Source organism: Brevibacillus sp. GCM10020057, assembly GCF_042683565.1.
In the GTDB taxonomy this organism is placed as follows: Bacteria; Bacillota; Bacilli; order Brevibacillales; family Brevibacillaceae; genus Brevibacillus.
Genome location: NZ_JBHUJW010000023.1, coordinates 294,591 through 320,220, shown reverse-complemented (window position 1 = coordinate 320,220; position 25,630 = coordinate 294,591). Strand labels below are relative to the sequence as shown.

Annotated in this window: 21 protein-coding genes and 1 riboswitch; of the genes, 19 read left to right on the top strand and 2 right to left on the bottom strand. The window is 55.3% G+C overall.

What is annotated here, in order from left to right:
* The first annotated feature begins 58 nt into the window (after nt 1–58).
* The 15 genes from ACFSO0_RS08435 (at nt 59) to ACFSO0_RS08365 (ending at nt 17,127) form a co-directional block, all read left to right on the top strand.
* Nucleotides 59–1,234: a thiolase family protein gene (locus ACFSO0_RS08435; protein WP_376878866.1), complete on the top strand. Its 1,176-nt coding sequence runs from the start codon at nt 59–61 to the stop codon at nt 1,232–1,234.
* Nucleotides 1,235–1,362: 128 nt separating this feature from the next.
* A complete protein-coding gene (locus tag ACFSO0_RS08430) occupies nt 1,363–2,352 on the top strand; it encodes an LCP family protein (protein WP_376878864.1) in 990 nt (329 codons plus the stop codon).
* A 209-nt stretch (nt 2,353–2,561) separates the two neighbouring features.
* A complete protein-coding gene (locus tag ACFSO0_RS08425; protein WP_376878862.1) occupies nt 2,562–4,265 on the top strand; it encodes a long-chain-fatty-acid--CoA ligase in 1,704 nt (567 codons plus the stop codon).
* 190 nt (nt 4,266–4,455) lie between these two features.
* Nucleotides 4,456–5,043, top strand: coding sequence for a fatty acid metabolism transcriptional regulator FadR (locus ACFSO0_RS08420; RefSeq protein ID WP_376878860.1), 588 nt, complete (start codon nt 4,456–4,458; stop codon nt 5,041–5,043).
* 155 nt (nt 5,044–5,198) lie between these two features.
* On the top strand, nt 5,199–5,972 hold the full coding sequence (locus ACFSO0_RS08415; protein WP_376878858.1) for an enoyl-CoA hydratase: 774 nt from the start codon (nt 5,199–5,201) through the stop codon (nt 5,970–5,972).
* 42 nt (nt 5,973–6,014) lie between these two features.
* Nucleotides 6,015–6,782 carry an electron transfer flavoprotein subunit beta/FixA family protein gene (locus ACFSO0_RS08410; protein ID WP_376878856.1) on the top strand — a complete coding sequence of 256 codons (768 nt, stop codon included), beginning with the start codon at nt 6,015–6,017 and terminating at the stop codon, nt 6,780–6,782.
* Nucleotides 6,783–6,802: 20 nt separating this feature from the next.
* Nucleotides 6,803–7,762 carry an electron transfer flavoprotein subunit alpha/FixB family protein gene (locus ACFSO0_RS08405; RefSeq protein ID WP_376878854.1) on the top strand — a complete coding sequence of 320 codons (960 nt, stop codon included), beginning with the start codon at nt 6,803–6,805 and terminating at the stop codon, nt 7,760–7,762.
* Between the two features lie 289 nt (nt 7,763–8,051).
* Nucleotides 8,052–8,369 (top strand): thioredoxin, encoded by a 318-nt coding sequence (gene trxA, locus ACFSO0_RS08400; protein WP_376878852.1) that lies wholly within the window; start codon nt 8,052–8,054, stop codon nt 8,367–8,369.
* A 267-nt stretch (nt 8,370–8,636) separates the two neighbouring features.
* Nucleotides 8,637–9,827 carry an ABC transporter substrate-binding protein gene (locus tag ACFSO0_RS08395; RefSeq protein ID WP_376878850.1) on the top strand — a complete coding sequence of 397 codons (1,191 nt, stop codon included), beginning with the start codon at nt 8,637–8,639 and terminating at the stop codon, nt 9,825–9,827.
* Between the two features lie 236 nt (nt 9,828–10,063).
* Nucleotides 10,064–10,930: a branched-chain amino acid ABC transporter permease gene (locus tag ACFSO0_RS08390; protein WP_376878848.1), complete on the top strand. Its 867-nt coding sequence runs from the start codon at nt 10,064–10,066 to the stop codon at nt 10,928–10,930.
* Nucleotides 10,931–10,944: 14 nt separating this feature from the next.
* Nucleotides 10,945–11,904: a branched-chain amino acid ABC transporter permease gene (locus tag ACFSO0_RS08385; RefSeq protein WP_376878846.1), complete on the top strand. Its 960-nt coding sequence runs from the start codon at nt 10,945–10,947 to the stop codon at nt 11,902–11,904.
* A gap of 1 nt (nt 11,905) precedes the next feature.
* Nucleotides 11,906–12,667 carry an ABC transporter ATP-binding protein gene (locus tag ACFSO0_RS08380; protein WP_376878844.1) on the top strand — a complete coding sequence of 254 codons (762 nt, stop codon included), beginning with the start codon at nt 11,906–11,908 and terminating at the stop codon, nt 12,665–12,667.
* Between the two features lie 2 nt (nt 12,668–12,669).
* Nucleotides 12,670–13,383, top strand: a complete 714-nt coding sequence (locus tag ACFSO0_RS08375) for an ABC transporter ATP-binding protein (RefSeq protein ID WP_376878842.1) — start codon at nt 12,670–12,672, stop codon at nt 13,381–13,383.
* Nucleotides 13,384–13,591: 208 nt separating this feature from the next.
* Entirely contained in the window at nt 13,592–15,373 is a 1,782-nt protein-coding gene (gene uvrC, locus ACFSO0_RS08370; protein ID WP_376878840.1) for an excinuclease ABC subunit UvrC, read from the top strand.
* Nucleotides 15,374–15,458: 85 nt separating this feature from the next.
* A riboswitch (Lysine riboswitch) is annotated at nt 15,459–15,646 on the top strand.
* Nucleotides 15,647–15,885: 239 nt separating this feature from the next.
* Nucleotides 15,886–17,127: an aspartate kinase gene (locus ACFSO0_RS08365; RefSeq protein ID WP_376878838.1), complete on the top strand. Its 1,242-nt coding sequence runs from the start codon at nt 15,886–15,888 to the stop codon at nt 17,125–17,127.
* 99 nt (nt 17,128–17,226) lie between these two features.
* Here ACFSO0_RS08365 and ACFSO0_RS08360 read toward each other — a convergent pair whose 3' ends face one another.
* Entirely contained in the window at nt 17,227–17,673 is a 447-nt protein-coding gene (locus ACFSO0_RS08360) for a DUF2507 domain-containing protein (RefSeq protein ID WP_376878836.1), read from the bottom strand.
* A 318-nt stretch (nt 17,674–17,991) separates the two neighbouring features.
* Here ACFSO0_RS08360 and ACFSO0_RS08355 point away from each other — a divergent pair, with 318 nt between their 5' ends.
* The 3 genes from ACFSO0_RS08355 to sdhB are packed head-to-tail and all read left to right on the top strand — an operon-like array spanning nt 17,992 to nt 21,142.
* Nucleotides 17,992–18,603: a succinate dehydrogenase cytochrome b558 subunit gene (locus ACFSO0_RS08355; protein ID WP_376878834.1), complete on the top strand. Its 612-nt coding sequence runs from the start codon at nt 17,992–17,994 to the stop codon at nt 18,601–18,603.
* Nucleotides 18,604–18,621: 18 nt separating this feature from the next.
* Nucleotides 18,622–20,373 (top strand): succinate dehydrogenase flavoprotein subunit, encoded by a 1,752-nt coding sequence (gene sdhA, locus ACFSO0_RS08350; RefSeq protein WP_376878832.1) that lies wholly within the window; start codon nt 18,622–18,624, stop codon nt 20,371–20,373.
* 19 nt (nt 20,374–20,392) lie between these two features.
* Complete coding sequence (gene sdhB / locus ACFSO0_RS08345; protein WP_376878830.1) at nt 20,393–21,142, top strand: succinate dehydrogenase iron-sulfur subunit; 750 nt, start codon at nt 20,393–20,395, stop codon at nt 21,140–21,142.
* Between the two features lie 70 nt (nt 21,143–21,212).
* Here the strand turns inward: sdhB and ACFSO0_RS08340 are convergent, their stop codons facing one another.
* Entirely contained in the window at nt 21,213–21,656 is a 444-nt protein-coding gene (locus ACFSO0_RS08340) for a MarR family winged helix-turn-helix transcriptional regulator (RefSeq protein ID WP_376878828.1), read from the bottom strand.
* A 185-nt stretch (nt 21,657–21,841) separates the two neighbouring features.
* On the opposite strand from ACFSO0_RS08340, the gene ACFSO0_RS08335 reads away from it, so the two are divergent.
* A complete protein-coding gene (locus tag ACFSO0_RS08335) occupies nt 21,842–25,603 on the top strand; it encodes a S8 family serine peptidase (RefSeq protein WP_376878826.1) in 3,762 nt (1,253 codons plus the stop codon).
* The last annotated feature ends 27 nt before the right edge of the window (nt 25,604–25,630 follow it).

The following is a 25,630-nucleotide window of genomic DNA, read 5'->3' as shown; positions in this document are numbered from 1 at the left end:
CATTTGTAACTGACATATGAGACAATAAAGAAAAGTCAAAAGTATGGAGGGGATGCAAATGGAACAAGTAGTGATTGCTGCTGCCGGGCGCACGCCGATCGGCTCGTTTGGCGGCGCGCTGAAAGATGTAAGCGCTCGCAAGCTGGCAGAGATCGTCGTCCGGGGCGTGATCGACAGGGCTGGAGTAGACAAAAGCCTGATCGACGAAGTGATTCTCGGAAACTGCATCCAGCGCAGCGATGAACCAAACATCGCCCGCGTCGTGGCCATCGACGCCGGGCTTGGCAAAGAAGTGACCGGCTTTACCGTGCAGCGTCAGTGCGCCTCCGGGATGCAGGCGCTGGCCAGCGGCGCCTCGGAAATTTTGCTCGGGGACAGCGAGATCGTGATTGCCGGCGGCGTGGAGAGCATGAGCAATGCACCTTATGTGCTCAAAGACGCGCGCTGGGGCAAACGGCTGACCCACGGGCAGATGACAGACGCCATGTGGGAGCTTTTGACCGATCCGCACCACCAGATTTTGATGGGTGAGACGGCGGAGCGGCTGGTCGACCGCTACGGCATCACGCGCGAGGAGCAGGACGAAATCGCCCTGCGCAGCCAGCAGAACGCGATCCGCGCCATCGACAACGGCCTGTTCGCCGAGGAAATCATCGGCGTTCCCGTCAACAAGCGGGGGGAGGAGACGCTCGTCACCACCGACGAGTTCCCCCGCAGAGGCGTTACCTTGGAAGGGCTCGCCAAGCTGAAGCCGGGATTCCGCCCGAATGGAACAGTGACGCCGGGCAACGCTTCCGGACTGAACGACGGAGCGTCCGCTGCCTTGCTGATGCGCGAGAGCAAAGCCAACGAGCTGGGCATCGAGCCGCTGGGCAAAATCGTCTCCTGGGCGTGGGCGGGCGTCGAACCGGATTTGATGGGCTACGGTCCTGTTCCGGCCGTGAAAAAGGCGTTGGCAAAAGCCGGGCTCTCCCTGTCTGACATCGAGCTGATCGAGATCAACGAAGCGTTCGCCGCCCAGTATTTGGCGGTCGAAAAGCTGCTCGAGCTGCCAAGGGAGATCACCAACGTAAACGGCAGCGGCATCTCCCTTGGGCACCCGGTCGGCTCCACGGGCTGCCGCATCGTCATCACCCTCCTGCACGAAATGAAGCGCCGTCAGCTGAAGCGCGGCCTTGCCGCCCTGTGCGTCGGCGGCGGGATGGGCATGGCGATGGTCGTAGAGCGCGGCTGAACGCGCGTGAGCCGCATGAAAATGCAGTTCCCAAACGTTTAAAGAAAGCCTCCCCTGTTAAAAATGGAAGCAAGTCCCTGTCTGAGCGCGGCAAAGGCAGGGGTGCCAATAGGGGGAGGCTTTTTGCCATGATGCAATTCTCATTCTGGAAGAAGCACTGGAAAAACATCTTGTTTCATACGCTCTCGTGTCTGTTGATCGGGGCCCTGGTAACCGTGGCGTACACTGCCTATCAGTACAAGCAGATGACCGCGAAATGGTACGCTCCGATCGAGGGGAGCACAGGCGCGGTCAAGCAAGCCTCTGCCAGCCTGCCGCCACGCGATCTGCTGACAACCGGCGAGCCGCTGAAGCCGTTTTTGCTGCTCTTGCTCGGCGTGGACAGCCGTGACGGGGAAAGCGCGCGTTCGGATACGATCATGCTGGCAGCGATTCACCCTTCCAGGCAGTCGGCCTATCTGCTCTCCATCCCGCGCGACAGCTACATGCAGCTCGCCGGAAAAGGCTACGACAAAATCAATCACGCCATGGCGTACGGCGGTCCCAGGATGGTCAAGGAGTCGCTGGAAAAATTTCTCGATGTGAAAATCGACCGCTATATGTCGGTAGATTTTGATGGTTTCCGGCAAATCGTCGATGAGCTGGGAGGCGTCACGGTCGATGTGAAAAAGCGGATGAAGTACAGCGACCCGAGCGACGACACGTACATCGACCTGCAGCCGGGGCTGCAGACGCTGACAGGGGAGCAGGCGCTCGATTACGCGCGCTTCCGCAAGAGCGACCTGGGCAGGGAAGACAGCGACTACCAGCGTATCAACCGGCAGCAGGAGATCGTCAGGGCACTGGCAGCGAAGGGGGCTACCGTCGAGGCTTATTCCAAGGCGTTTTCGCTGATGGAGATTTTGGGCAATCACGTGAAGACGGACCTGACAGAAGGAGAGATCGCCTCGCTGCTCCTCTCGTACGGCGATGCGACTCCGAATGCGCTCCGCACGGACACGCTCATCGGCCAGGACGAGCGCATCTGGCACAACGGCATCCTTGGCTGGTATCACCTGGTCCCCAGCTCGGAGCGCGAGAGGGTCCATCAGCAAATCTTGCAGGCATTGTCCCAATAGACGGCAAGAACGAACAGGAAGGCGCCCGTCCGGTTGACCTTCCTGTTGCGCTTGTTCAGGAAAGGAAACGGACATTCCAGAAATTGTGAATTACCGCCGAGAAAAGTTGTAAAATTAGCTATTTTAAGAATATAATAAACAGAAGGAAGAGCTTATGAATGTAGATCATACGGGAGAGGCAAGGCCACTTAGGGATGGAGGGTGTGCCCATGTCAAATGCCAAACCTTGGATTGCCAATTATCCGCCCGAAACTGCAGCGTCATTGGAATACCCCCGTTTTCCGCTGACGTTTTTTCTGGAGCAGTCCGCAGCAGACTATCCGGACAGTTATGCGATCTATTTCATGGGAAAGCGCATTACCTATCGCGAGCTTTTGCAGATGTCGTACCAATTTGCCCACGCCTTGATTGATCGCGGCGTAAAAAAGGGCGATCGAGTCGCTATCATGCTGCCGAATACGCCGCAGGCAGTGATCAGCTATTACGGAGCCTTGTTTGCCGGGGCTACCGTCGTCATGACCAATCCCCTCTACACGGAGCGGGAGCTGATCCACCAGCTGAACGATTCGGGAGCAGAGACGATCATTACGCTTGATCGGTTATACAAGCGGGTGTCAGCCATAAAAGCTTCGACGCCGCTGAAACGACTCATTGTGACGAGCATTGCTGATTTCCTTCCCTTTGTCAAAAAACTGCTGTACCCATTGGTGCAAAAGAAAGAAGGGCACTATCCGCAAGTCCCATACGGCAGCGAAGTTGAGCCGTTTCTTCCTATATTAAAAGAAAGCGCTGTCAATCCGGTGAAACCCGAGATTGATCCGGAAAACGACATCGCCCTCCTGCAGTATACCGGAGGGACGACAGGCGTAGCCAAAGGCGTCATGCTGACCCACGGCAACCTCATCGCCAACGCCATGCAATGCCAGGCGGTGCTCTACAAACTGAAAAAGGGCAGGGAGCGAATCCTTGGTGCGTTGCCGCTTTTTCACGTGTACGGGATGACGACTGTCATGAACAAGGGAATATCCATTGCAGCCGAGATGATACTCGTTCCGAAGTACGACGTGAAGCAAATCCTGGAGATGATTGATAAAGTAAGGCCGACGCTGTTTCCGGGCGCTCCGACGATGTACATCGCCCTCATCAACCATCCGGACCTGAAAAACCACGACCTGTCTTCTATCGAAGCGTGCGTGAGCGGCTCGGCTCCGCTTCCGGTCGAGGTGCAGAACAAGTTCGAGGAACTGACGGGCGGCAAACTCGTGGAGGGCTACGGTCTGACGGAAGCATCTCCCGTGACCCATTCCAACCCGATCTGGGGCAGGCGCAAATCCGGCAGCATCGGGTTGCCGTGGCCGGATACGGACTGTCGCATCGTCGATCTCGCAACCGGCGAGGCACTGCCGCAGGGCGAGGTTGGCGAGCTGGCGGTCAAGGGGCCGCAGGTGATGAAAGGCTACTGGAACCGGCCGGAGGAGACGGCTGCCGTCCTGCGTGACGGATGGCTGCTGACCGGCGACATGGGATACATGGACGAAGAAGGCTACTTTTACATCGTAGACCGGAAAAAAGACATGATCATCGCAGGCGGCTATAACATTTATCCGCGCGAAGTCGAGGAAGTGCTGTTTGAACACCCGGCCATCCGGGAGGCAGCCGTCATCGGCGTGCCGGACCCGTACCGAGGTGAGACGGTCAAGGCATTTATCGTGTTCAAGGAGGGGCAGCAGGTCAGCGAAGAGGAGTTGGAAGCACACTGCCGAAAGCATCTCGCCGCCTACAAGATTCCCCGGCAGTACGAGGTTCGTTCCGAGCTGCCCAAAACGGTGGTAGGCAAGGTGCTTCGGCGGCAGCTGCAAGACGAAGACAAACAACGGCGCGAGGCTGATTCTGAGCAGATCAAAACGAGCTGAGCGCAGCAAGCAAAAGGCCCGTTTCCGTGAAGGAGAGCGGGCTTTTCGCACGGGGTCAGACAAAGGGTAGGAATCAATCTCCCATCATGCTGCAGTCATGATTGACACGAATCAGCAGCCTGATATAAACTGATCATGAATGAACAGTCATTCATTTTATTGTCATTGTCCGTAAAGATGGAGGTTATGTATGGCGAAGAAAACGGGGGAAAAGTATCAGGCCATTATAGATGCTGCGGTTCGCGTCATCGCTCGGCAGGGCTATCACAACGCCCAGGTATCCAGAATTGCAAAAGAGGCGAAGGTAGCGGACGGCACCATATACCTCTATTTTGAAAACAAGGATGATATCTTGATTTCTCTGTTCAACGAAAAGATGGGCAATTTTGTTGAAACAAACCGCAGACAGATCGCAGAAGCATCATCCATCGAGCAAAAATTGTATGTTCTCGTGCATGCGCATTTAAGCCAGTTGTCCCAGGACCACGATTTGGCCAGAGTGACGCAAATCGAGCTGCGCCAGTCCAATCCGCAGATCAGCGAAGGCATCGGCAACGTCATGAAGCTGTACTTCGACCTGATCGAGGAAGTCATCCGGGAAGGGATGGACAAAGGAGTTTTTTCGTCCGCTCTCGATGTGAGGATGGCGCGGAAAATGATTTTTGGTACGCTGGATGAAGTGACGACATCTTGGGTAATGAAACAGTGCAAGTACGATCTTGTCTCTCACGCGGACTCCATTCATAACCTCTTCCTGAACGGCTTGAAGGGAAAATGATAAAAGAAAATGCTTTTTTTGCATGGCCAGCTTTGTTACAATGATGATGAGAGACCGAGCGTTCGCTCAGTTTGAAAAAGGAAACCAGCCTTTTTGAAAGGGACTTCTGTTTGTGAGAAGTTTTTCGTAAAGAGATACCGTTTGGGGGGAGAGAAATGGATTCGCGTTGGAATGTGCAGATCACAGATCGCGTCGCCGTAGCCACCATCACCAACCCGCCTGCCAATGCGCTGGGCCAGCCTGTGCTCGCGCAGCTAAATGAGCTGTTGGATCAATGGGAACGAGACGAGCAGATCAAAGTGATCGTTTTGACCGGAGAAGGGCGCTTCTTTGTTGCGGGAGCGGATATCAAGGAATTTACCGGACTTAAAGCGGCGGATGCCGAAGCGTTGTCGAAAAGCGGTCAAGCGCTGTTTGATCGCCTCGAAAAGTTTCCGAAGCCAATCATTGCCGCCATCAACGGCGCTTGCCTGGGCGGAGGACTGGAGCTGGCGATGGCTTGCCACATACGACTCGCTGCCCACGAAGCCAAGCTGGGCTTGCCTGAATTGAACCTGGGGCTGATTCCGGGATACGGCGGTACGCAGCGTTTGCCGCGTCTCGTCGGCCGGGGCAAAGCGACACAGTTGATCCTCACATCCGAGATGATCGGCGGCGAGGAGGCTTTGCGCATCGGACTCGTGGAAGCGGTTTATCCGGCGGAGCAGCTGCTGGAGGAAGCCAAAAAGCTGGCGAGTGCGATCGCGAGCAAGAGCGCAGTGACACTGAAGCTGGCGCTGACTGCCATTCAAGGGTCGGCAGAGCTGCCGCTGTCAGAAGGACTGGCACTGGAAGCAAAGCTGTTTGGCGATGCGTTCACGACAGAAGATGCTAAGGAAGGCGTAAGTGCCTTTTTGGAAAAACGCAAGCCGGTTTTCACTGACCGCTAGCAAGTTCATTTCTGCAATGCCATTTCGGAGGAGGGCAATGTCATGAATATTCTGGTTGTGTTGAAGCAAACGTTTGATACAGAAGAAAAAATCGTCATCCAAAACGGAAAAATTTCCGAAGACGGCGTGGAGTTCATCATCAACCCGTACGATGAGTATGCGGTAGAAGAAGCGATCAAGCTGAAGGAAGAGCACGGCGGGGAAGTAACTGTCGTGAGCATCGGTCCGGACCGCGCGGAAAGCGCACTGCGCACCGCATTGGCAATGGGCGCTGACAAGGCGATTCTGGTGGATGACGAAGACCTGTTCGGAGACGAATTTACGACCGGAAAGGTGCTGGCGGCCGTAGCGAAAAAAGTGGGCTTTGACATCATCCTTGGCGGTCAGATGGCAGTCGATTCCGGCGCAGGGCAGGGCGGGCCTCGCCTCGCCGAAGAGCTCGGCATCAACCACGTCTCCACTGCTGTCAAACTGGAAGTAAGCGGTACGTCGGTACGCGTGGAGCGCGATGTAGAGGGTGACCTCGAAGTAGTGGAAACGAGTTTGCCGGTATTGATTACCGCCCAACAAGGTCTGAACGAACCGCGCTACCCTTCCCTTCCCGGGATCATGAAAGCGAAGAAAAAACCGTTGGAGCGCCTCTCTGCCGATGATCTGGATCTGTCTGCCGCAGAGGTTAAGGCCAAGACCGAGATCGTGGATCAAACGCTGCCGCCGAAAAAACAGGCGGGCCGCATCTTGTCCGGTGATCTGGCGGCCCAGGCGTCTGAACTGGTCCAATTGCTGCGCAACGAAGCGAAAGTGATCTAAGCGAGAAGGAGAGGATATCCATGAAAAAGGTACTGGTATTGGCAGAAGTACGTGACGGACAGCTTCGCAACGTGTCGCTGGAGGCTTTGGCTGCAGCGCAAACATTGGCAGAAGGCGGAGAAGTAGTGGCAGCGGTATTTGGCGCAAACGCTGCTGAACTGGCAGTAACGCTCGGACATCACGGCGCGGGCACCGTGTATACTTCAGATAACAGCGCACTTGCCCAATACACCCCGGATGCGTATTCCCAGGCATTGACACAGCTGATCGAGCTGGCCAATCCGGATGCGGTCGTTCTCGGCCATACGGCGATCGGCCGCGATGTAGCACCGCGGGTGGCAGCCCGTCTCGGCTACGGTCTCGTCTCTGATGTCATCAGTGTGGAAGCAGGTCCGGTATTCGTTCGCCCGATCTATGCCGGAAAAGCTTTTCAACAACGTAAATTTGTTGATGGAAAAACTTTCATTACTATACGCCCCAACAATATTGCGCCGGGGCAGGCAGATGCGTCCAAGACTGCTACTGTGGTTCCGGTGGAGCTGGAAATCAAGGACCTGCGTTCCATCGTGAAAGAAGTCGTGCGCAAGACGAGCGGCAAAGTGGACCTGTCCGAGGCGAAAATCATCGTCTCCGGCGGCCGCGGCGTAAAGAGTGCGGAAGGATTCAACACGCTGTATGAGCTGGCTGACGTGCTTGGTGCGGCTGTGGGCGCATCCCGCGGCGCATGCGATGCCGACTATTGCGATTACTCCATGCAGATCGGTCAGACCGGGAAGGTAGTTACCCCTGACCTGTACATCGCGTGCGGCATTTCCGGTGCGATTCAGCACTTGGCCGGGATGTCCAGCTCCAAGGTCATCGTAGCGATCAACAAAGATCCGGAAGCGCCGATCTTCCAGGTAGCAGACTACGGCATTGTCGGCGATCTGTTTGAAGTAGTGCCGCTCTTGACGGCTGAATTCAAAAAAGTGCTGGTGTAGTGAACCGGCAGGAAAAGCAAGTCAGGCGCCCGTTATTTCGGGCGCTTTTTTTGCAGCGGGAGGATGCGGACTGATCGGGCCTTGCAGCGAAGGGGTGGCACAGCCAAGGTTTCTGCCCGGACGGAGTACGCTTTCGGCGGGGTGAATGGGAGAGGCACCTGGCTGGACAGACTATTGCCTGATGGAGTGCGTGGAAAGTGTTCGGCGCCGTAGTCATTTTCAGGTTTGGATGATATACTGATGCGTGTGGAACCTTTTTCCGTAATTGAATTCAAGGAGGTAACGGCTCATGGCGATTGTAAACGGTACTGACCAAAATTTCTCCCAGGAAGTCGAGCAAGGCGGTACAGTTCTCGTTGATTTCTGGGCTCCCTGGTGCGGCCCTTGCAAAATGATCGCGCCTGTTCTGGAGCAAATTGATAAAGAAGTCGGCTCCAAGCTCAAAATCGTGAAGGTAAACGTGGATGACAATCCAGACTCTGCCGGACGCTTTGGCGTCATGTCCATCCCGACCCTGATCGTGTTCAAGGACGGTCAGCCAGTGGACAAAGTCATCGGCTTCCAGCCAAAAGAAGCGCTGATGGCAACCGTTGGCAAACATTTGTAATAGCATAAGGTCAGTATAGGCAGCGGCATCTCCCCGGGGATGCCGCTTTTTCGTGTGCGTGAAAGGGAAATGCCCCGCCTTCCCGAGATGCCGGATCAACAAAGGAAATTGCCAAAAAGCGACAATCGTATATAAATGATGAGCGATCGTTTAGCAAAAAACAAAGTTTACTGTGAGAAAATTGTTTGCGTTTTCGCTTTTGATTGATTAAAATTCATATATTCCAGTATTTTAGAAAGATTCATAAAATTAAGGGAGGATTTTTCGATGAAAGGATTTCGTTTACTGAAGTCACTGGCAACAATTTCATTGGGCGCCGTCTTGATGGTCGGCTGTTCCAGCGGCAACAATGCGGCACCCCCAGCAAGCCAAGGCGGTTCGACACCAGCACCGGCAACACAAGAGGGCAGTGGAGAATTTACGGCGCTGATCGGCGTGGTTGGATTTTTGTCCGGGTCAGGCGCAGCCTACGGCGAAGCGCAAAAAGCAGGTCTGGAGCTGGCGCAGAGTGAGCTGAACGAAGCGAACAAAGGAAAACTCAAGATCGAATTGAAGTTTGAAGATTCTGGCGGTGAGAAAGAAGGAGCGATCAACGCCGTAAATAAGCTGATCAATCAGGACAATGTCGTCGCGATTATCGGACCTACGCTCTCCGGTGAAATGTTTGCGGCGGGTCCGGTCGCCAACGAAGCGGAAGTGCCGATCTTCGGGATCTCCAACACATCCGAGGGCATCAACGATATCGGCGAATACGTATTCCGCAACTCCTTGCCTGAATCGATCGCGATTCCTACTGCGATGAAAGCGGCAGTCGAGAAGAAGGGCCTGAAAAAAGTAGCGCTGATCTACGCGGCCAACGACGACTTCTCCGTGAACGGCTACAAAGTGATGAAAGCTACAGCGGAAAAATTGGGTCTGGAAGTTACGGGCGAAGCAACTTTCTCCAACGGCGACGTCGACTTCTCCGCACAGTTGACCAAGCTGAAACAGTCCAATCCGGATGCCCTGCTCGTGTCCGCCCTGTACAAAGAAGGCTCCATGATCGTGAAAAAAGCCCGCGAACTCGGCTTCCAGGGAACGATTCTGGGCGGCAACGGCTTCAACAACCCGAAAGTGTTTGAAATCGCTGGACCGGCTGCAGATGGTCTGATCGTGGCCACTCCTTTCAGCCCTGAGAAGCAAGACGAGAAAGTGCAATCCTTCGTAAAAGCATTTGAAGCCAAATACAACAAAAAGCCTGACCAATTTGCAGCACAAGCGTACGACTCTCTCTACATCATGTCCCAATCCTTGCTGGCAGCAGGCAAGGCAGACCGCGAAGAACTGAGAAACCAGCTGGCCAAACTGAAAGACTTCTCGGGCGTATCCGGCAAGCTTTCCTTTGACGAGAAGCGCAATCCGATCGGGGATGCCGTCGTCGTTGTGGCAAAAGACGGAAAGTACGTACCATTTGAGTAAAGATGCTGCCCGGGGATTCCCGGGCTGTCCTTTAGAAAGAAACGCACGTCCCGCAAGCAAGGAAGGGCTCCGTCCAATGTGGCGGAGCCAAGTTTTCTAACTGGATCAGGAAGCATAAACGCCGAGCTTTCGCTTGCTGATCCAGCGAGAATAACTTGCCGCGGCGAAGCGGTCTCCACAGCCTTCGGGAGTGCGTTTTCCCAATCAGGAAAGCATTTTACAGTGAGGTGAGGCAGTTGTTTTGGCAGCAATTAGTCAATGGCTTGACAGTCGGCAGCACGTACTCCTTGATCGCTTTGGGATACACGCTCATTTTCGGTGTCCTCGGCATCATCAATATGGCGCATGGTCAAATTTTCATATTCGGCTCGCTGGTCGGACTCGTCCTGATGACGAGCATGCAGATGCCGCTCGGAGTTGCACTCATAGTGTCCATCGTCGTCTCGGCCATCCTGGGACTGATTCTGGAGTTTGCGGCGCTGCGCCCGCTCCGTAAAAAGAACGTCCCCCATTTGGCGTCCTTGATCAGCACGATCGGCTTTGCCATTCTCGTGGAAGAGGCCATGCACAAGCTGTTTGGCGCTGACAGCCGGGCCTTTCCGCAGACGTTCGGGGACAAGCCGTTCGATTTGGGCGTCATTCAAATTCGCGGCGTCGATCTCGTCATTCTCGGCATTTCCGTGATTCTGATGTTTGTCCTGCACTTCTGGATTCAAAAGACAAAGATGGGCAAAGCGATCCGGGCTACGGCGGAAAATACGGATACTGCCAACATTCTGGGCATCAATACGAACATGGTCATCATCATTACTGTCATGCTTGCGTCTGCCCTCGGGGGAGTAGCCGGAATTTTGATCGGAATGGCTTACTCTGCCCTGATTCCCACGATGGGGATGACCCTTGGCTTCAAAGGGTTGGCGGTCCTGATTCTCGGCGGTGTCGGCAGCATTCCGGGTGCCATGGTATGCGGCGTGCTGCTCGGGGTAATCGAAGTGTTTACCGTCGCCTATGGTGATTCTTCTTACCGGGATGCCGTTGCGTTCGGCCTGATTATCGTGATTTTGCTGCTGAAACCGGAAGGACTATTTGGACGCAAAGCGTAAGGGAGGTGTGTGCCATGGATATTTTAAATCCTTATAATTTACAGGTTTTTACGTTTATTTTGCTCAACAGTATTCTCGCGATCAGCATCTATATCACGCTGTCGACCGGACAGCTTTCGCTCGGACATGCCGGTTTTATGAGCATCGGTGCTTTTACGGCCAGCATTTTGTCCAAGCAGGCGGATGTACCGCTGTTTCTCGCCATCCTGATCGGCGGTTTGGCTGCGGGAATCGTGGCATTGCTCATCGGAGCGCCGACGCTGAAGCTGCACGGCCTGTATCTGGCCATTGCCACGCTGGGCTTCGGCGAGGTGATCCGCGTCATTTTGCTGAACATGAAGGTGACGAACGGGGCTTTGGGACTTACGGGTCTGAAGTCGATCGGTAACTACCTGTACGATTTTGAAAAGGCGATCGGCCTCAAGGCGCAGAGCCTGGGAATCTCCGTCATTCAGATGAAGGCATTGACGACCCTGGTCTTCATGCTCTTGCTGTTCGCCGTCGTGCTGTTCCTCACCCTGCGTCTGAACCGCTCGCGGCTGGGACGGGCTTTCGAGGCGATCAAGGCGGACGAGACGGCCGCTCGCGCCATGGGGCTGCAAGTGGCTTATTACAAAATGCTCGCGTTTATCATCGGATCGGTGCTCGCAGGGCTGTGCGGCGGCCTGTACGCCCATATCACCACGACGATTACTCCGGACGATTTCAACTATCACAAAGTCGTAGAGATTTTGTCCTATGCGGTAATCGGCGGAAGCGAAGTCGTCTGGGGCCCTCTGTTCGGCGCACTGGTGCTGACGGCGCTGCCAGAAGTGCTGCGCGGGCTTGCCGAGTACAAAATGCTCATGTACGGCTTGATCATGGTCGGTGTGATGGCGTTCCGTCCGCACGGCTTGATCGGAACCGATACGTTCCAAAAGCTGCTACGCCGCCGCAAAGGCAAAGCGGGAAATGCAGCGAAGGGAGGAATGTGACGTGCTGCTGGAACTTGCGAACGTAGGCAAAAGCTTCGGCGGGATCACTGCCTTGCGCGACGTTTCCTTCGGCGTGCGGGAAGGCGAGATCGTCGGCTTGATCGGGCCGAACGGAGCGGGAAAAACAACGATTTTTAACATGGCGACGGGTATTTTTGCCCCGACGACCGGCACGTTCTCGTTTGCCGGACAGACGCTGAACGGGGTAGCCCCCAACAAGATTACGGAGATGGGAATTGCCCGTACCTTTCAAAACATTCGCCTGTTCGGGCATATGAGCGCACTGGACAATGTGAAGATCGGCTGCCACTCGCGGATGAAGGCGGGCTTCTGGGCATCGCTGCTTAGAACGCCGAGCCAGCGCAGGGAAGAGCGCGAGGTGGAGAAAAAAGCGGAAGCCTTGCTCGAATTCGTCGGCTTGTCGGACGTGCGCGACATACGCTCTGACACACTCGCATACGGTCAGCAGCGCCGCCTGGAAATCGCGCGGGCATTGGCTACCGAGCCGAAACTGCTGCTGCTGGACGAGCCTGCCGCCGGGATGATCGAGAGCGAAACGGCGGCCCTGATGGAACTCGTGCGCAAAATTCGCGACGACGGCATCACCGTCCTGTTGGTCGAACACGACATGGGACTGGTCATGAACCTGTGCGACAAGGTCGTCTGCATCAACTTTGGCGTGAAGATCGCAGATGGCACGCCCGCAGAGGTCCAGAACAATCCGGACGTGATCGAGGCCTACCTCGGCAAGGAGGAGGAGTAAGCATGCTCAGTATCCAAAACCTGACGACTTCCTATGGCCAGATCAAGGCCATCCGCGGCATTTCGCTGGAGGTGCCGGAGGGCAAGATCGTCTCCCTCATCGGTGCGAACGGCGCGGGCAAGACGACCACCATGCGGACAATCGCCGGACAGCTCAAGCCCGAGAGCGGAAGCATCGTCTTTTGCGGACAGCGCATCGACGGAGCAAGGCCGCACCAGATCGTGAAGGCAGGGTTGGCGCTTGTGCCGGAGGGCCGCGCCATCCTCGGGAAAATGACCGTGCTGGAAAACCTGGAGATGGGGGCGTTTCAGCGTAGCGATGCGCAAGGCATCAAGGAAGACATGGAAAAGATGATGACCTGGTTCCCGATCTTGAAGGAACGTCTGTCCCAGCTCGGCGGCACGATGTCCGGCGGGCAGCAGCAAATGCTGGCGATTGCCCGCGCGCTCATGTCCCGCCCGAAGCTGCTGCTCCTGGACGAGCCTTCCATGGGTCTGGCGCCGATTGTCGTAGCCGATATTTTCAAGGTCATCAAGCAAATCAATGCGGAAGGCACCACGATCCTGATCGTCGAGCAAAACGTCAGGCAGGCGCTGAAGATCGCGGATTACGGCTACGTGCTGGAAGCAGGGCAGATCGTCCTCGACGGCACGGCCGAATCGCTGCTCAACGATGAGCGGGTAAAAGAGGCGTACCTGGGCGGCCGCAAGCATTAAGCAACGAAACGGGAGATATTTGCCGAAGAAACTGTCGCATGCAAGCTGTGCGGCAGTTTTTTTCGCTTTTGATCCGTGGTAACATGGAAGTGGAACGTACATTCCTATTTCGCCAGGCATGAGGAAGGCGGCGCATCGTCCCATGACCGCCCCCGGCTACTGAAGCCCGGACTGCAATGATGATGAAGCGTAAAAGGAGGGAGCAGCCTTGAACAGCTCCTTGAAAGACAAACTGGCTGTACTGCCAGAAAAGCCAGGCTGCTACCTGATGAAGAACAGGGACGGCGAAATCATTTACGTGGGCAAGGCCAAAGTGCTGAAAAACCGCGTCCGATCATATTTCACCGGCAGCCACGACGGAAAGACACAGCTTCTGGTGAGCGAGATTGTCGATTTTGAATATATCGTCGTCTCCTCCGCTATTGAGGCTCTCATTCTGGAGTGCAACCTCATCAAGCAGCACAACCCCCGCTACAACGTCATGCTGCGTGACGACAAGACGTATCCGTATATCAAGATTACGAATGAAGCGCAGCCCCGGCTGGAGATCACCCGCAAGGTCATCAAGGACAAAGCGCGATATTTCGGCCCGTACCCGAACGCGGGGGCAGCTTCGGAAGTGAAAAAACTGCTCGACCGGCTGTACCCGCTGCGCAAGTGCCGCACGCTTCCAAAGCAGGTCTGTCTCTACTATCATATGGGGCAATGTCTGGCTCCCTGTGTGCAGGAGGTGCCTTACGAGGAAAACCAGCGGATCGTCGAGGAGATCAGCAAGTTTCTCGACGGCGGCCACGAGGAAATGAAGAGACAGCTGACGGAAAAGATGATGCAGGCTGCGGAGAGCATGGAATTTGAGCGCGCCAAGGAGTACCGCGATCAGATCAGGAGCATCGAAGCCGTCATGGAAAAGCAAAAGATCACGCTGGCCGATACGGTCGACAGAGACATCATCGGCTATGCGGTGGAAAAGGGCTGGATGTGCGTCCAGGTCTTTTACATGCGCCAGGGCAAAATGATCGAGCGGGATACGGCTTCCTTTCCGTATTACGGGGAGGAGGCGGAAGATTTCATGTCGTACGTCACCCAGTTTTATTACGACAAGCAAAATGCACTGCCCAAGGAGGTACTGCTGCCCGAAAACAGCGACCCCGAGCTTTTGGGAGAGTGGCTGGGAATCAAGGTGCATGCCCCGAAACGCGGCAAAAAGCGCGAGCTCGTGCAGATGGCGGCGGAAAACGCGAGAATCGCCCTGCAGGAAAAATTCGCACTGATGTCCAAGGACGACGCCCGTACCATTCAAGCCGTCCACAATCTGGGCCACATTCTCGGCATCGGCACTCCCCACCGGATCGAGGCGTTCGACAACTCGAACATCCAGGGGACGGAGCCGGTCTCGGCGATGGTCGTCTTTACCGATGGCCGTCCGGATAAAAAGGAATATCGCAAGTTCAAGATCAAGACGGTGGAGGGGCCGGACGACTACGGCTCCATGCGGGAGGTCATTCGCCGCCGCTACACGCGCCTGCTGAAGGAAAACGGCGCGCTGCCGGATCTGATCGTCATCGACGGGGGCAGGGGCCAGATCAGTGCGGCGATGGACGTGCTGGAGAACGAACTGGGGCTGTACATTCCCGTCTGCGGCCTCGCCAAGGACGAAAAGCACAAGACAGCACAGCTTTTGTTCGGCGACCCGCCCGAGCCTGTGGAGCTGAAGCGGGACAGCTACGAATTTTACCTTCTGCAGCGCGTTCAGGACGAGGTGCACCGTTTTGCCATCACCTTTCACCGCCAGTCCCGCACGAAGACGATGCTCTCCTCCCGGCTCGACGAAATTCCGGGCATCGGCGAGAAGCGGCGCAAGCTGTTGTTTACCCATTTCGGCTCCCTGCAAAAGATGCGGGAGGCGACGCTGGAAGACTTCCGGCAGCTGGGAATCGGCGACAAGCTCGCCAAGCAGATCATTTCCCATCTGCGCAAGCTGGAATCGTGACGATTGGGCAAAAAGGAATTGAACCGCTCCCCTGTCCGTGATATAATCCGATTCAAACAGAATAGTTAGCCTCACTTCCATGATGGAGTGAGGTAGAGGCGCGAAAACCAAGAGTACCTCCCGGAGATCGGGTGTCTGTGAAGGGATTGGGAAAGGGGAATTCGCCGAAGTGTGGAGAGGGACCCGCCTTCCTCCATGCTGGGTCTGCGTTGAACAAGCGCAGGACTGTCATCTGTGCAATCACCAGTTGCCAGATGGAGTGCTATCTCACGGTGTGCCAGTGTGAGTCATGACGTATGGTGTTGTCGTGCTGTGCGCTGTCCGCGTGTATTGGAAGGGAGGAACCGGGATGTCGAAACAATAGGCAGCGGCAGGTACTTTTCCTCGTCGGTGCCTTTTTCACATAGGAAGAAAGCATACAAGCGCAGAATGAACATAGAGAAAAAAGAGTACCATACGAGTGGATCAAGATCAGCGAAGAACTGGATAACAGGAAAAGGGAGAGAAGCCTCATGGGGTTGATCGTGCAAAAATACGGGGGAACCTCCGTTGGAACCATTGAGCGAATTTTGCGAGTAGCGGACCGAATTATCAGTTATAAAGAAGAAGGACATGACATCGTCGTCGTCGTCTCGGCGATGGGCAAATCGACAGACGTGCTGGTGGATATGGCAAAACAGATTACCGCCTACCCGTCCGAGCGCGAGATGGATATGCTGCTGACCACGGGGGAACAGGTATCGATCGCGCTGCTGTCGATGGCGCTGCACACGAAAGGCTACGATGCGATTTCGTTGACCGGCTGGCAGGCAGGCATTACGACCGAGTCCATCCATGGGAAAGCGCGCATTCAGCAAATTGACACACAGCGCATCCAGTCCGAGCTCGGGCGCGGCCGCGTCGTGATCGTGGCGGGCTTCCAGGGAATCAGCGACACGGGCGAGATCACGACGCTGGGGCGCGGCGGTTCCGATACGTCGGCGGTGGCTTTGGCTGCGAGCCTGAATGCGGACAAATGTGAGATTTTCACAGACGTGTCCGGCGTGTACACGGCTGATCCGCGGGTCGTTCCGGCCGCGCGGAAGCTGGACAGTATTTCGTACGACGAGATGCTGGAGCTGGCCAATCTCGGGGCAGGCGTCCTGCATCCGCGTTCGGTGGAAGCTGCGAAAAAATACAAGGTACGGCTGGTCGTCCGCTCCAGCTTTACTGCTGAAGATGGTACGTACGTAGAGGAGGTTGCCAACATGGAAACTGGAAGAGTGGTAAGTGGAGTCGCGCATGACGAGGATGTCGCAAAGGTTACGGTATTCGGGATGCCGGCGAAGGTAGGGACCCTCTCTCGCCTGTTCAATACATTGGCCGATCATCAGGTCAACGTGGACATCATTATCCAAAGCTCATTCGATGCGGAGGTTACGAACATCTCGTTTACAGTGGCATCGGATGATCTGAAAAAGACGCTGGACACGCTTGCTGCCCATAAGGAATCGCTCGGGTTTGAAAAAATCGAGCACGAGGAAGGCTTGACCAAAGTATCGATCGTCGGTTCCGGCATGGTGAACAATCCGGGCGTTGCCGCAGAGATGTTCCGCGTGCTGGCCGAGCAGGGAATTTCTATTAAAATGGTATCGACTTCGGACATCAAGGTCTCCTGCGTCATTCCTGCCGCTTTGACTGAGTTGGCCGTTCGCAGCCTGCATACTGCCTATGGGCTGGATGTGGAAACGACAGCGGTCGTGCACGGATTGTAATCGGTACGCTGCGATATTGCTGCTGGCAATATTTCCCCTCTTTCCGTTTATGGAAGAGGGGATTCCCATGTTCCCCTGCCCGGGCAGCAAGCGGCCTGTTCAGGAAGTAACTACGATGCGAATGTCGCGTGAACCTTGCAGGACAAGCTGGGCAGTCGTCTCGCGTCCGCTCGCCCTTTCGAGGGCTCCCGCGATGATTCCGCATTCCAGGGACAAGGCACAGCCCAGGCGCTGCTCGGACATGTAGGGGAATATCGCGTGTGAGAGCTTGTACTGAATGCGCCGGTCCGACTGGTCGATGATGTCCAGCTGCCCGAGGCCGAGCCGCATGAAGGTCAGGATGACGTCAGCGGGGGATTGGACGGGGATCTTTTGCCCGATATCTTTTCCCAGCCAGTATAGAATGGCGCTCTCGCTATCACCGAGCAAGGCAGACGTGAGCGTTTCTCGCAGCAGATGGTAGCCAAGGTATGGCATGTTCATCCGTTCAGCGTAAGCGATAGACTCTTGCGGCAGCAAGGCGGACAGTTGATCCGTCTCTTTCATCATGCTTCCCTCCTGTCTGTACCAGACTATGAGAAACAGCGAAAAATATGACAGAATAATAGGAAAATAACTCCATAGGGAAGTTTGATCTATCAATGGATTTAGTCTATTCACTGTCTTGACGCTCTCCGAGTACAGGAGTACAATTGTTTTGGTCAAAGTTTTGCCCAACTTTTTTTCGTGTTCTGACACATTTCGACGTTAACAGACAGCATGTTGGAGAGAATTATGCATGTCTAACGGGCGAGGCAATGGGTTAGGATATGGGGGAAAGGTCTATCAAATGAGTGTTACATACTTTGAAAGGGGGACCATAGTATGGCGAAAGGCAATAGCTTTTTCAGTCACAAGCTTCATTCACTTCTAGGTTTGTTTCCAATCGGGCTGTTTTTGCTGTTCCACTTGACAGCAAACTACCAAGCAACCCGCGGAGCGGAAGCCTTCAACTCTACGGTCGGCGCGATTGAATCCGTTCCTATTCTATTAGTAGTTGAATTCGTTTTCATCTACATCCCGATCCTGTTTCACGCGATCTACGGTATCTACATTGCATTCCAGGCAAAGCATAACGTAGGCAACTTCGGCTACTTCCGGAACCATATGTTCCTGTGGCAACGGGTAACAGGTATCATTACGCTCATCTTCATTGTATGGCACGTGTGGGAAACTCGTATTCAAAAAGCAATGGGGGCGACTGTTGACTTCGACATGATGGCGAACATCTTCAGCAGCCCGGCCATGATTGTGTTCTACACGATCGGGCTCATCTGCACCGTGTTCCACTTCTCCAACGGAATCTGGTCGTTCCTGGTTCACTGGGGGATTACAGTTGGTCCGCGTTCCCAGCGTATTGCGACTTACTTCACTTTGATTGTCTTCGTTGTTGTGACTTACATCGGTCTGCGTGCGATGTCAGCTTTTATTGTATAGGGATAGGGGGAATTTACTATGGCAAAAGGTAAACTTATCATTGTCGGTGGTGGCTTGGCCGGCTTGATGGCTACCATCAAAGCAGCAGAAAAAGGCGTTCCCGTCCAGCTTTTCTCCCTGGTTCCGGTTAAACGTTCCCACTCCGTTTGTGCGCAAGGCGGTATCAACGGTGCGGTAAATACCAAAGGGGAAGGCGACTCCACCTGGATTCACTTCGACGATACGGTATACGGTGGCGACTTCCTGGCGAACCAACCGCCAGTAAAAGCGATGTGCGACGCGGCTCCTGGAATCATTTACATGCTGGACCGCATGGGCGTTATGTTCAACCGTACACCAGAAGGTTTGCTTGACTTCCGCCGTTTCGGGGGTACACAGCATCACCGTACAGCGTTTGCGGGTGCAACGACCGGTCAACAGCTCCTGTACGCTTTGGACGAGCAAGTGCGCCGCTACGAAGCAGAAGGTCTGGTAACGAAATACGAATATTGGGATTTCCTCGGAGCCGTACTGGACGATGCAGGGACCTGTAAAGGGATCACGGCGCAAAACCTGCGTTCCGGCGAAATCAAATCGTTCCGTGCAGATGCCGTCATTTTGGCGACTGGCGGACCTGGTATCATCTTCGGGAAATCGACCAACTCGATCATCAACACGGGTACGGCAGCATCTGCCGCTTATCAACAAGGCGTTATCTACGCGAACGGCGAGATGATCCAGATTCACCCGACAGCGATCCCTGGCGACGACAAGCTGCGCCTGATGTCCGAATCTGCCCGCGGTGAGGGTGGACGCGTTTGGACGTACAAAGACGGTAAGCCTTGGTACTTCCTCGAAGAAAAATATCCGGCATACGGAAACCTGGTACCGCGCGACATCGCGACTCGTGAAATTTTCCACGTGTGCGTAGACCTGAAGCTGGGTGTAAACGGTGAAAACACGGTTTACCTCGACCTGTCCCACAAAGATCCAAAAGAGCTCGATGTGAAACTGGGCGGAATCATCGAGATCTACGAGAAGTTCGTAGGGGACGACCCGCGCAAGGTTCCAATGAAAATCTTCCCGGCTGTTCACTACTCGATGGGCGGCATGTGGGTTGACTACAACCAAATGACCAACATCCCTGGCCTGTTCGCTGCAGGGGAGTGCGACTACTCGCAACACGGTGCGAACCGTCTGGGGGCAAACTCTCTCCTGTCCGCGATTTTCGGCGGTATGGTAGCAGGTCCGAAAGCGATCGAATACATGGAAAGCCTGAACAAGTCGGTTGACGATCTGTCCTCGACGCTGTACGACAGCTACACCAGCAAGGAGCAAGCGAAATACGACAACATCCTGAAAATGGATGGTACGGAAAATGCTTACGTGATCCACAAGGAACTGGGCGAGTGGATGACGGACAACGTCACAGTCGTTCGTTACAACGATCGTCTGCAAAAAACCGATGAGAAGATCCAAGAGTTGATGGAGCGCTACAAAAAGATCAACATCAACGACACGAACAAATTCAGCAACTCGGGTGCATCGTTTACCCGACACCTGTGGAACATGCTGGTTCTGGCCCGTGCGATCACCATCGGTGCGCTCATGCGTAACGAGAGCCGCGGCGCTCACTACAAGCCGGAATTCCCTGAACGCGATGACGAGAACTTCTTGAAAACGACGATGGCGAAGTTCAACCCGGAAACGACTGCTCCTGAAATCTACTACGAAGATGTCGACGTTTCCTTGATCGCGCCTCGTAAACGTGATTACACGAAAAAGCACTAAAAGAAGGAGGTAACTGATCATGGCAGAAAAATTGGTACACCTGATTATTACACGTCAAGACAGCCCTGACAGCACTCCGTACAAGGAAGAGTTCAAAATTCCTTACCGTCCTAACATGAACGTAATCGGCGCGCTGATGGAAATTCAGCGCAATCCGCTGAACGCTCAAGGTCAAAAAACGGCTCCGGTAAACTGGGAATCGAACTGCCTGGAGGAAGTATGCGGTGCGTGCTCGATGGTTATCAACGGCAGACCGCGCCAGGCGTGCTCTGCGCTGATCGACAAGCTCGAACAACCGATTCGTCTCGAACCGATGAGCACATTCCCTGTACAGCGCGACCTGGCCGTAGACCGCAGCCGCATGTTCGATGCGCTGAAACGGGTAAAAGCATGGATTCCGATCGACGGTACGCATGACCTGGGTCCTGGACCTCGCATGCCGGAAGTGGATCGTCAATGGGCGTATGAGCTGTCCAAGTGCATGACTTGCGGCGTATGTCTCGAAGCTTGCCCGAACGTGAATGCGAAATCCGAATTCATCGGTCCGTTCGCGATTTCCCAGGTGCGTCTGTTCAATGAGCACCCAACCGGTAAAATGAACAAACATGAGCGTCTGGATGCCTTGATGGAAGACGGCGGTATCGGCGACTGCGGTAACTCGCAAAACTGCGTACAGGCTTGCCCGAAAGGCATTCCGCTCACGACCTCCATCGCTCACATGAACAAAGAAACAACGAAACATGCCGTGAAGAAATTCTTCTTCTCGTAAGCGCATGTACAAAGAAAGCGTGCAATCCGATTCGGGATTGCGCGCTTTTTTCCTTTCCGAAAATGACCGATCACGGCTGCTTCGCAGGAGGAGCAACTTTTGCCAGCTTCTCAAAAACGCGAATCATGCTCTCCAACTCCTCGGCAGTCAAATGGGACAGGTAGTGCTGGAGAATACACAGCCGGTGCTTCTTCACCTGTTTCAGCGTCTCCGCGCCGGATTTCGTGAGCCGGATATAGACGACTCGGCGATCGTTGTCGTCCCGGTCCCGGACGACGAACTCGTGCTTGTCCAATCGATCGATCATGGCCGTGATCGCGCTTGGCTTGACGCCCATGGAATCAGCCAGCTCGCCGACCGTACACTTCCCCTTTTGGTCCAGCTGATGGAGGATGTAGAATTGCGTCCCCGTGAGTCCGAATACAGGCTCCGACAGCTGCGGACCGAGTGCCCGCATCGTGGAGCGAAACGCCTCCTGCAGCCGTTCCATCGCATGCGTTGTATCGTGTTCCATAACTTCAGCTCCTTGCAAGTCGTACTCGTTCGACAATCTTATTTCGTGTCAGGAATATTTAATGCGATTAAATATAAACAGCAAAGAATCGTTTGTCAACCATCCATTTTCATAACGAGGAATACCTGAGCGGTTCCCAGTGAAAACTTAAAGACAATGGAAGCCTTACCAAAAGGGGGCAAACGATGAGAAAACGAGTGATCAGCTTAGGTTTGGCGTTGCTTTTGCTTTCTCCTGACACGTATGTGAACATTGCTGCGGCACGGGCGCAATCCGTGCCCCAATCGACCGCGCTGTACCATCAGGTGCTGCAAGATTTGCAGAGCATGGAGCGGCCGGCCTACACAGGAACTTTGCGGGGTGCCGCTCAACCGAAAGCGCGGGCCTTTGCTGACGAATGGACACGTCCTGCTCATTCATGGAAGGGCGAGCAGGTAGCAAATGCCTCCATTTCCACTCTGGACATGATCGAGGCTCCCCAGGCATGGGAGCAGGCGGGAGTGAAGGGCGAGGGGATGCTGGTCTCTGTGGTGGATACCGGAGTGAACCCGAAGCACCCGGACATGCCGCCGCCGCGTGATAAACGGCTCGCGGAGAAAAAATCAGGCTCCACGCAAAAAGTCATCCGCGGCTACAACTGGGCGGACCGCAATCAGACGACGGAGGACGTGGGGGAATCGCAGCACGGGGTGCACGTCGCGGGCATCATCGCTGCCAACGGAAAGCTGAAAGGGGTAGCGCCCGAAACCCAAATCTTGAGCCAAAAGGTGTTTTCCAACTACCAGGGCGAAGTCCCGGGGCTTAGCGAGTCGATTTTGTTTGCCATCAACGATTCGATCGCCAAAAAAGCGGATGTCATCAACTTGAGCCTGGGTTCTTCAGCGGGGTATGTCGACGAGACGAATACCGAGCAGTACGCCGTCAAGCGGGCAGTGGACAACGGCGTGATCGTGGTCGCGGCGGCGGGCAATGACGCCTATTTCGGAAGCGACAAGGTGCGGGATAAAAATCCGGACGTCGCGATGATCGGCTCGCCGGGCCTTGCGCCGGATGCTTTCTCGGTCGCTTCTGTCAACGCGACGACGCTCGCGGGATACAGCTTTGGCGTGCAGGGCGTGCCGGGGTTGGAGCGCGTCGTTTACCTGCACGGACACGCCGGGAGCGGCACGGTGCTGACGCCAGTCTCTACGCTGCTAAAGCCGTATCAGCTGGTGTACATGGGTAAGGGAAAAAAGGAAGACTACAACGTTTCCGTAAAAGGGAAGGTCGTGCTGCTGGAACGCGGCGATATTTCGTTTGACGAGAAGCTGCGGCTCGCCAAGGAAGCGGGTGCCGTCGGAGCCGTCATCTTCAACAATGAGCCAGGACCGCTCCTGATCAGCGCCGAGCATTTGAAGCAAATTCCGGGAGTGTCCATTTTGAAGCAGATGGGAGAGCAGCTGGCCCACGCCCTCAAAAAAGGGAAGAAAGTGACGATCACGTTTGATGGGCAATACGCCCAAAACCCGATGCCCTATCCCGACGGAGGGACGATCTCGGCGTTTTCCTCGTGGGGACCGACGCCTGATCTGCAGTTCAAACCGGAAATCGCCGCTCCGGGCGGGGGCATCCTCTCGACGGTACGCGAGTCGGAGTACGCCGTGAAAAGCGGGACCTCGATGGCCACTCCCCATGTAGCGGGCGGGATGGCGCTGCTCAAACAGGCGTACCAGAAGCAGGGGCGCGCCTTGCAAGGCAGAGAGCTGGTCGAGACGCTGAAGGCTGCCGCCATGAACACCGCAGAGCCGATCCTTGATCCCCGGCAGGCTGTATCGACGATGGCAGAAAAGCCGAAGAAAAAAATGCCGTACAGCCCCCGTGTCCAAGGGGCCGGCCTGATGCAAATCGCTAAAGCGATTCAAACGCCGGTCATTATCGTAGACAAAAAGGGCAAGGCGGGCGTCTCGCTGGGCGAGATCGGCACGACGACACAGTTTTCCTTGTTCGTCGACAACAAGTTCGGGAAGAAGCCCGTCACCTATCAGCTCCGCGATGAATTCGGCGTGCTGACGGACTTGCGCAAAAACGGGCTGAACATGCTGACGGAGACGAACCTCGAAGGAGCGCAGGTGCAATTTTCTCAGCAGCAGGTCACGGTCCAGCCCGGCGCGAGAGCGGAAGTAAAGGTGACGCTCAACATTCCGCAGGACGCGGCGCGCAACCAGTTTGCAGAAGGCTTTCTGTTGTTTCAGCCCGACGATGCTTCCCTGCCGAAGCTGCGCGTGCCTTATTACGGCTTTTACGGGAAGTGGGACGAGCCCCGCGTCATGGACGAGCCGATGTGGGAGGCAGGCAGCCAGGAAAAGCGGACAGGCATCAAAACGACCTGGTACCAGGACAAGCAGAACGACAAGTGGAAATATCGGGACTACCTTGGCGTGACGGGCGCGAGCGAGGAAGGAACGCCCCGGATTGATCCGGCGAAGATCGCGTTTTCCCCGAACGGCGACGGCCATTACGATATCGCCGCGCCTTCCATCACGTTTTTGCGAAATGCCCGGCAAGTCGTGGTCGATGTCACGGATGCGTCCGGCAAGCTGATCCGTTCGCTGACGCGCATGGAGAGAGTCAGCAAGTTCGACCAGTCCAAGCTGGGAACGCCGTATTACTACACGGAGCGGGAAGAATGGAGCTGGGACGGCAAGGCCTTTTCGCCGGAAAAAGGAATTTATGAGAAAGTCCCAGACGGCGCGTACCAGTTCGTCATCAAGGCCAAAATCGACGGGCGAAACGCCAACTGGCAGACGCTGACACTGCCGATTCGGGTGGATACGAAGCCGCCGGTAATCTCCGCCTCGCTGTCGGGCAATCGGGTACAATGGAGCAGCCGCGACAAAGACATCCAGGGCTATTTGCTCTACATGAACGGAAAAAAAGTCGGTGGCCCTTTCTCCAGCAACGTCACCAGCACGATCGTCAACCAGCCGGACAAGCGCTTTAGCGTGGTGGCTTACGACTTCGCCGGCAACATCAGCGTCGTTGACATCAACGGAAAAGGCGATACGACGCCGCCGTTCGTGGTCTTCCCTGACGATTTGTTCGCGTACGTGAAAATATCGAAGCAGCCGGATATAGCGATCCGCGGCAAAGTGACCGGGGAGGACATGCTGGATCGCGTGCGGCTGTCGATCAACAAGGTGCCTGTAAAAGTGGAGGCGGATGGTTCGTTTGAGACGATCCTGCATCTGGCGGAAGGACTCAACTACATCGTCTACAGCGCGCAGGATATGTACGGAAATACGCGGCAGTTTACCCAGAGAATTATCGTCGATACGACGCCCCCTTCGCTGCAGTTCAAGAACGATGGGGCTGAGGACGTCCTGTACGACAAAAACACCCGGAAGGTCATGCTCCCGATTCGTTTGATGTACCGCGATCAGACGTACAAGGGCAAGGTAAGCGTGAACGGACAGATCGTCGCAAGCTTCGAGGAGGACCAGTTGGAGAAGCCTGTTGAGAAGCATGTGACACAAATGCTGGCGCTCGGGCAAGGAGAGAACCGCATCCTGATCGAAGGCGAGGACGGAGCAGGGAACGAGAATGCACTGGTCGTGTACGGCTACGTAGACGCAAACGTCGGCTCGGTCGTGCTGCATCACGGCGAGCAGCGCTTGACGTATCAGGCGCGAGCGATACCGGCTCCAGCCGTGGCCCCGGCGCAGAAGCAGATCGAGGCCAAATCCGGCGAGATGGTTCCGATCGATGGAAAAGTGACGGGAACAGGAGCGATCACGATGACGGCGGCGTACGGAGAGCGAAAGCTGCCAGCGGACATCAACGATCGCGGCGAATTCCACATCGTGCTCGACCAGGTACTTGACGGAAAGCACAAGCTGGTATTGAATGCGAAAGACGCGCTGGGACGGGAAGCGCGAGCAGAGGTTGTCGTGCAAGGGAAAAAACGGTAAAGCGGCACCCGGAGGCAGCGACCGATC

What these genes read in the sequence shown, in the direction of transcription:
- ACFSO0_RS08395 (WP_376878850.1), top strand. Translation starts at nt 8,637, where the DNA reads ATGAAAGGATTTCGTTTACTGAAGTCACTGGCAACAATTTCATTGGGC.
- ACFSO0_RS08435 (WP_376878866.1), top strand. Translation starts at nt 59, where the DNA reads ATGGAACAAGTAGTGATTGCTGCTGCCGGGCGCACGCCGATCGGCTCG.
- ACFSO0_RS08360 (WP_376878836.1), bottom strand. Translation starts at nt 17,673, where the DNA reads ATGAAAGAGACGGATCAACTGTCCGCCTTGCTGCCGCAAGAGTCTATC.
- ACFSO0_RS08355 (WP_376878834.1), top strand. Translation starts at nt 17,992, where the DNA reads ATGGCGAAAGGCAATAGCTTTTTCAGTCACAAGCTTCATTCACTTCTA.
- ACFSO0_RS08340 (WP_376878828.1), bottom strand. Translation starts at nt 21,656, where the DNA reads ATGGAACACGATACAACGCATGCGATGGAACGGCTGCAGGAGGCGTTT.
- ACFSO0_RS08425 (WP_376878862.1), top strand. Translation starts at nt 2,562, where the DNA reads ATGTCAAATGCCAAACCTTGGATTGCCAATTATCCGCCCGAAACTGCA.
- ACFSO0_RS08335 (WP_376878826.1), top strand. Translation starts at nt 21,842, where the DNA reads ATGAGAAAACGAGTGATCAGCTTAGGTTTGGCGTTGCTTTTGCTTTCT.
- sdhB (WP_376878830.1), top strand. Translation starts at nt 20,393, where the DNA reads ATGGCAGAAAAATTGGTACACCTGATTATTACACGTCAAGACAGCCCT.
- trxA (WP_376878852.1), top strand. Translation starts at nt 8,052, where the DNA reads ATGGCGATTGTAAACGGTACTGACCAAAATTTCTCCCAGGAAGTCGAG.
- ACFSO0_RS08375 (WP_376878842.1), top strand. Translation starts at nt 12,670, where the DNA reads ATGCTCAGTATCCAAAACCTGACGACTTCCTATGGCCAGATCAAGGCC.
- sdhA (WP_376878832.1), top strand. Translation starts at nt 18,622, where the DNA reads ATGGCAAAAGGTAAACTTATCATTGTCGGTGGTGGCTTGGCCGGCTTG.
- ACFSO0_RS08385 (WP_376878846.1), top strand. Translation starts at nt 10,945, where the DNA reads ATGGATATTTTAAATCCTTATAATTTACAGGTTTTTACGTTTATTTTG.
- ACFSO0_RS08420 (WP_376878860.1), top strand. Translation starts at nt 4,456, where the DNA reads ATGGCGAAGAAAACGGGGGAAAAGTATCAGGCCATTATAGATGCTGCG.
- ACFSO0_RS08365 (WP_376878838.1), top strand. Translation starts at nt 15,886, where the DNA reads ATGGGGTTGATCGTGCAAAAATACGGGGGAACCTCCGTTGGAACCATT.
- ACFSO0_RS08415 (WP_376878858.1), top strand. Translation starts at nt 5,199, where the DNA reads ATGGATTCGCGTTGGAATGTGCAGATCACAGATCGCGTCGCCGTAGCC.
- ACFSO0_RS08405 (WP_376878854.1), top strand. Translation starts at nt 6,803, where the DNA reads ATGAAAAAGGTACTGGTATTGGCAGAAGTACGTGACGGACAGCTTCGC.
- ACFSO0_RS08410 (WP_376878856.1), top strand. Translation starts at nt 6,015, where the DNA reads ATGAATATTCTGGTTGTGTTGAAGCAAACGTTTGATACAGAAGAAAAA.
- ACFSO0_RS08430 (WP_376878864.1), top strand. Translation starts at nt 1,363, where the DNA reads ATGATGCAATTCTCATTCTGGAAGAAGCACTGGAAAAACATCTTGTTT.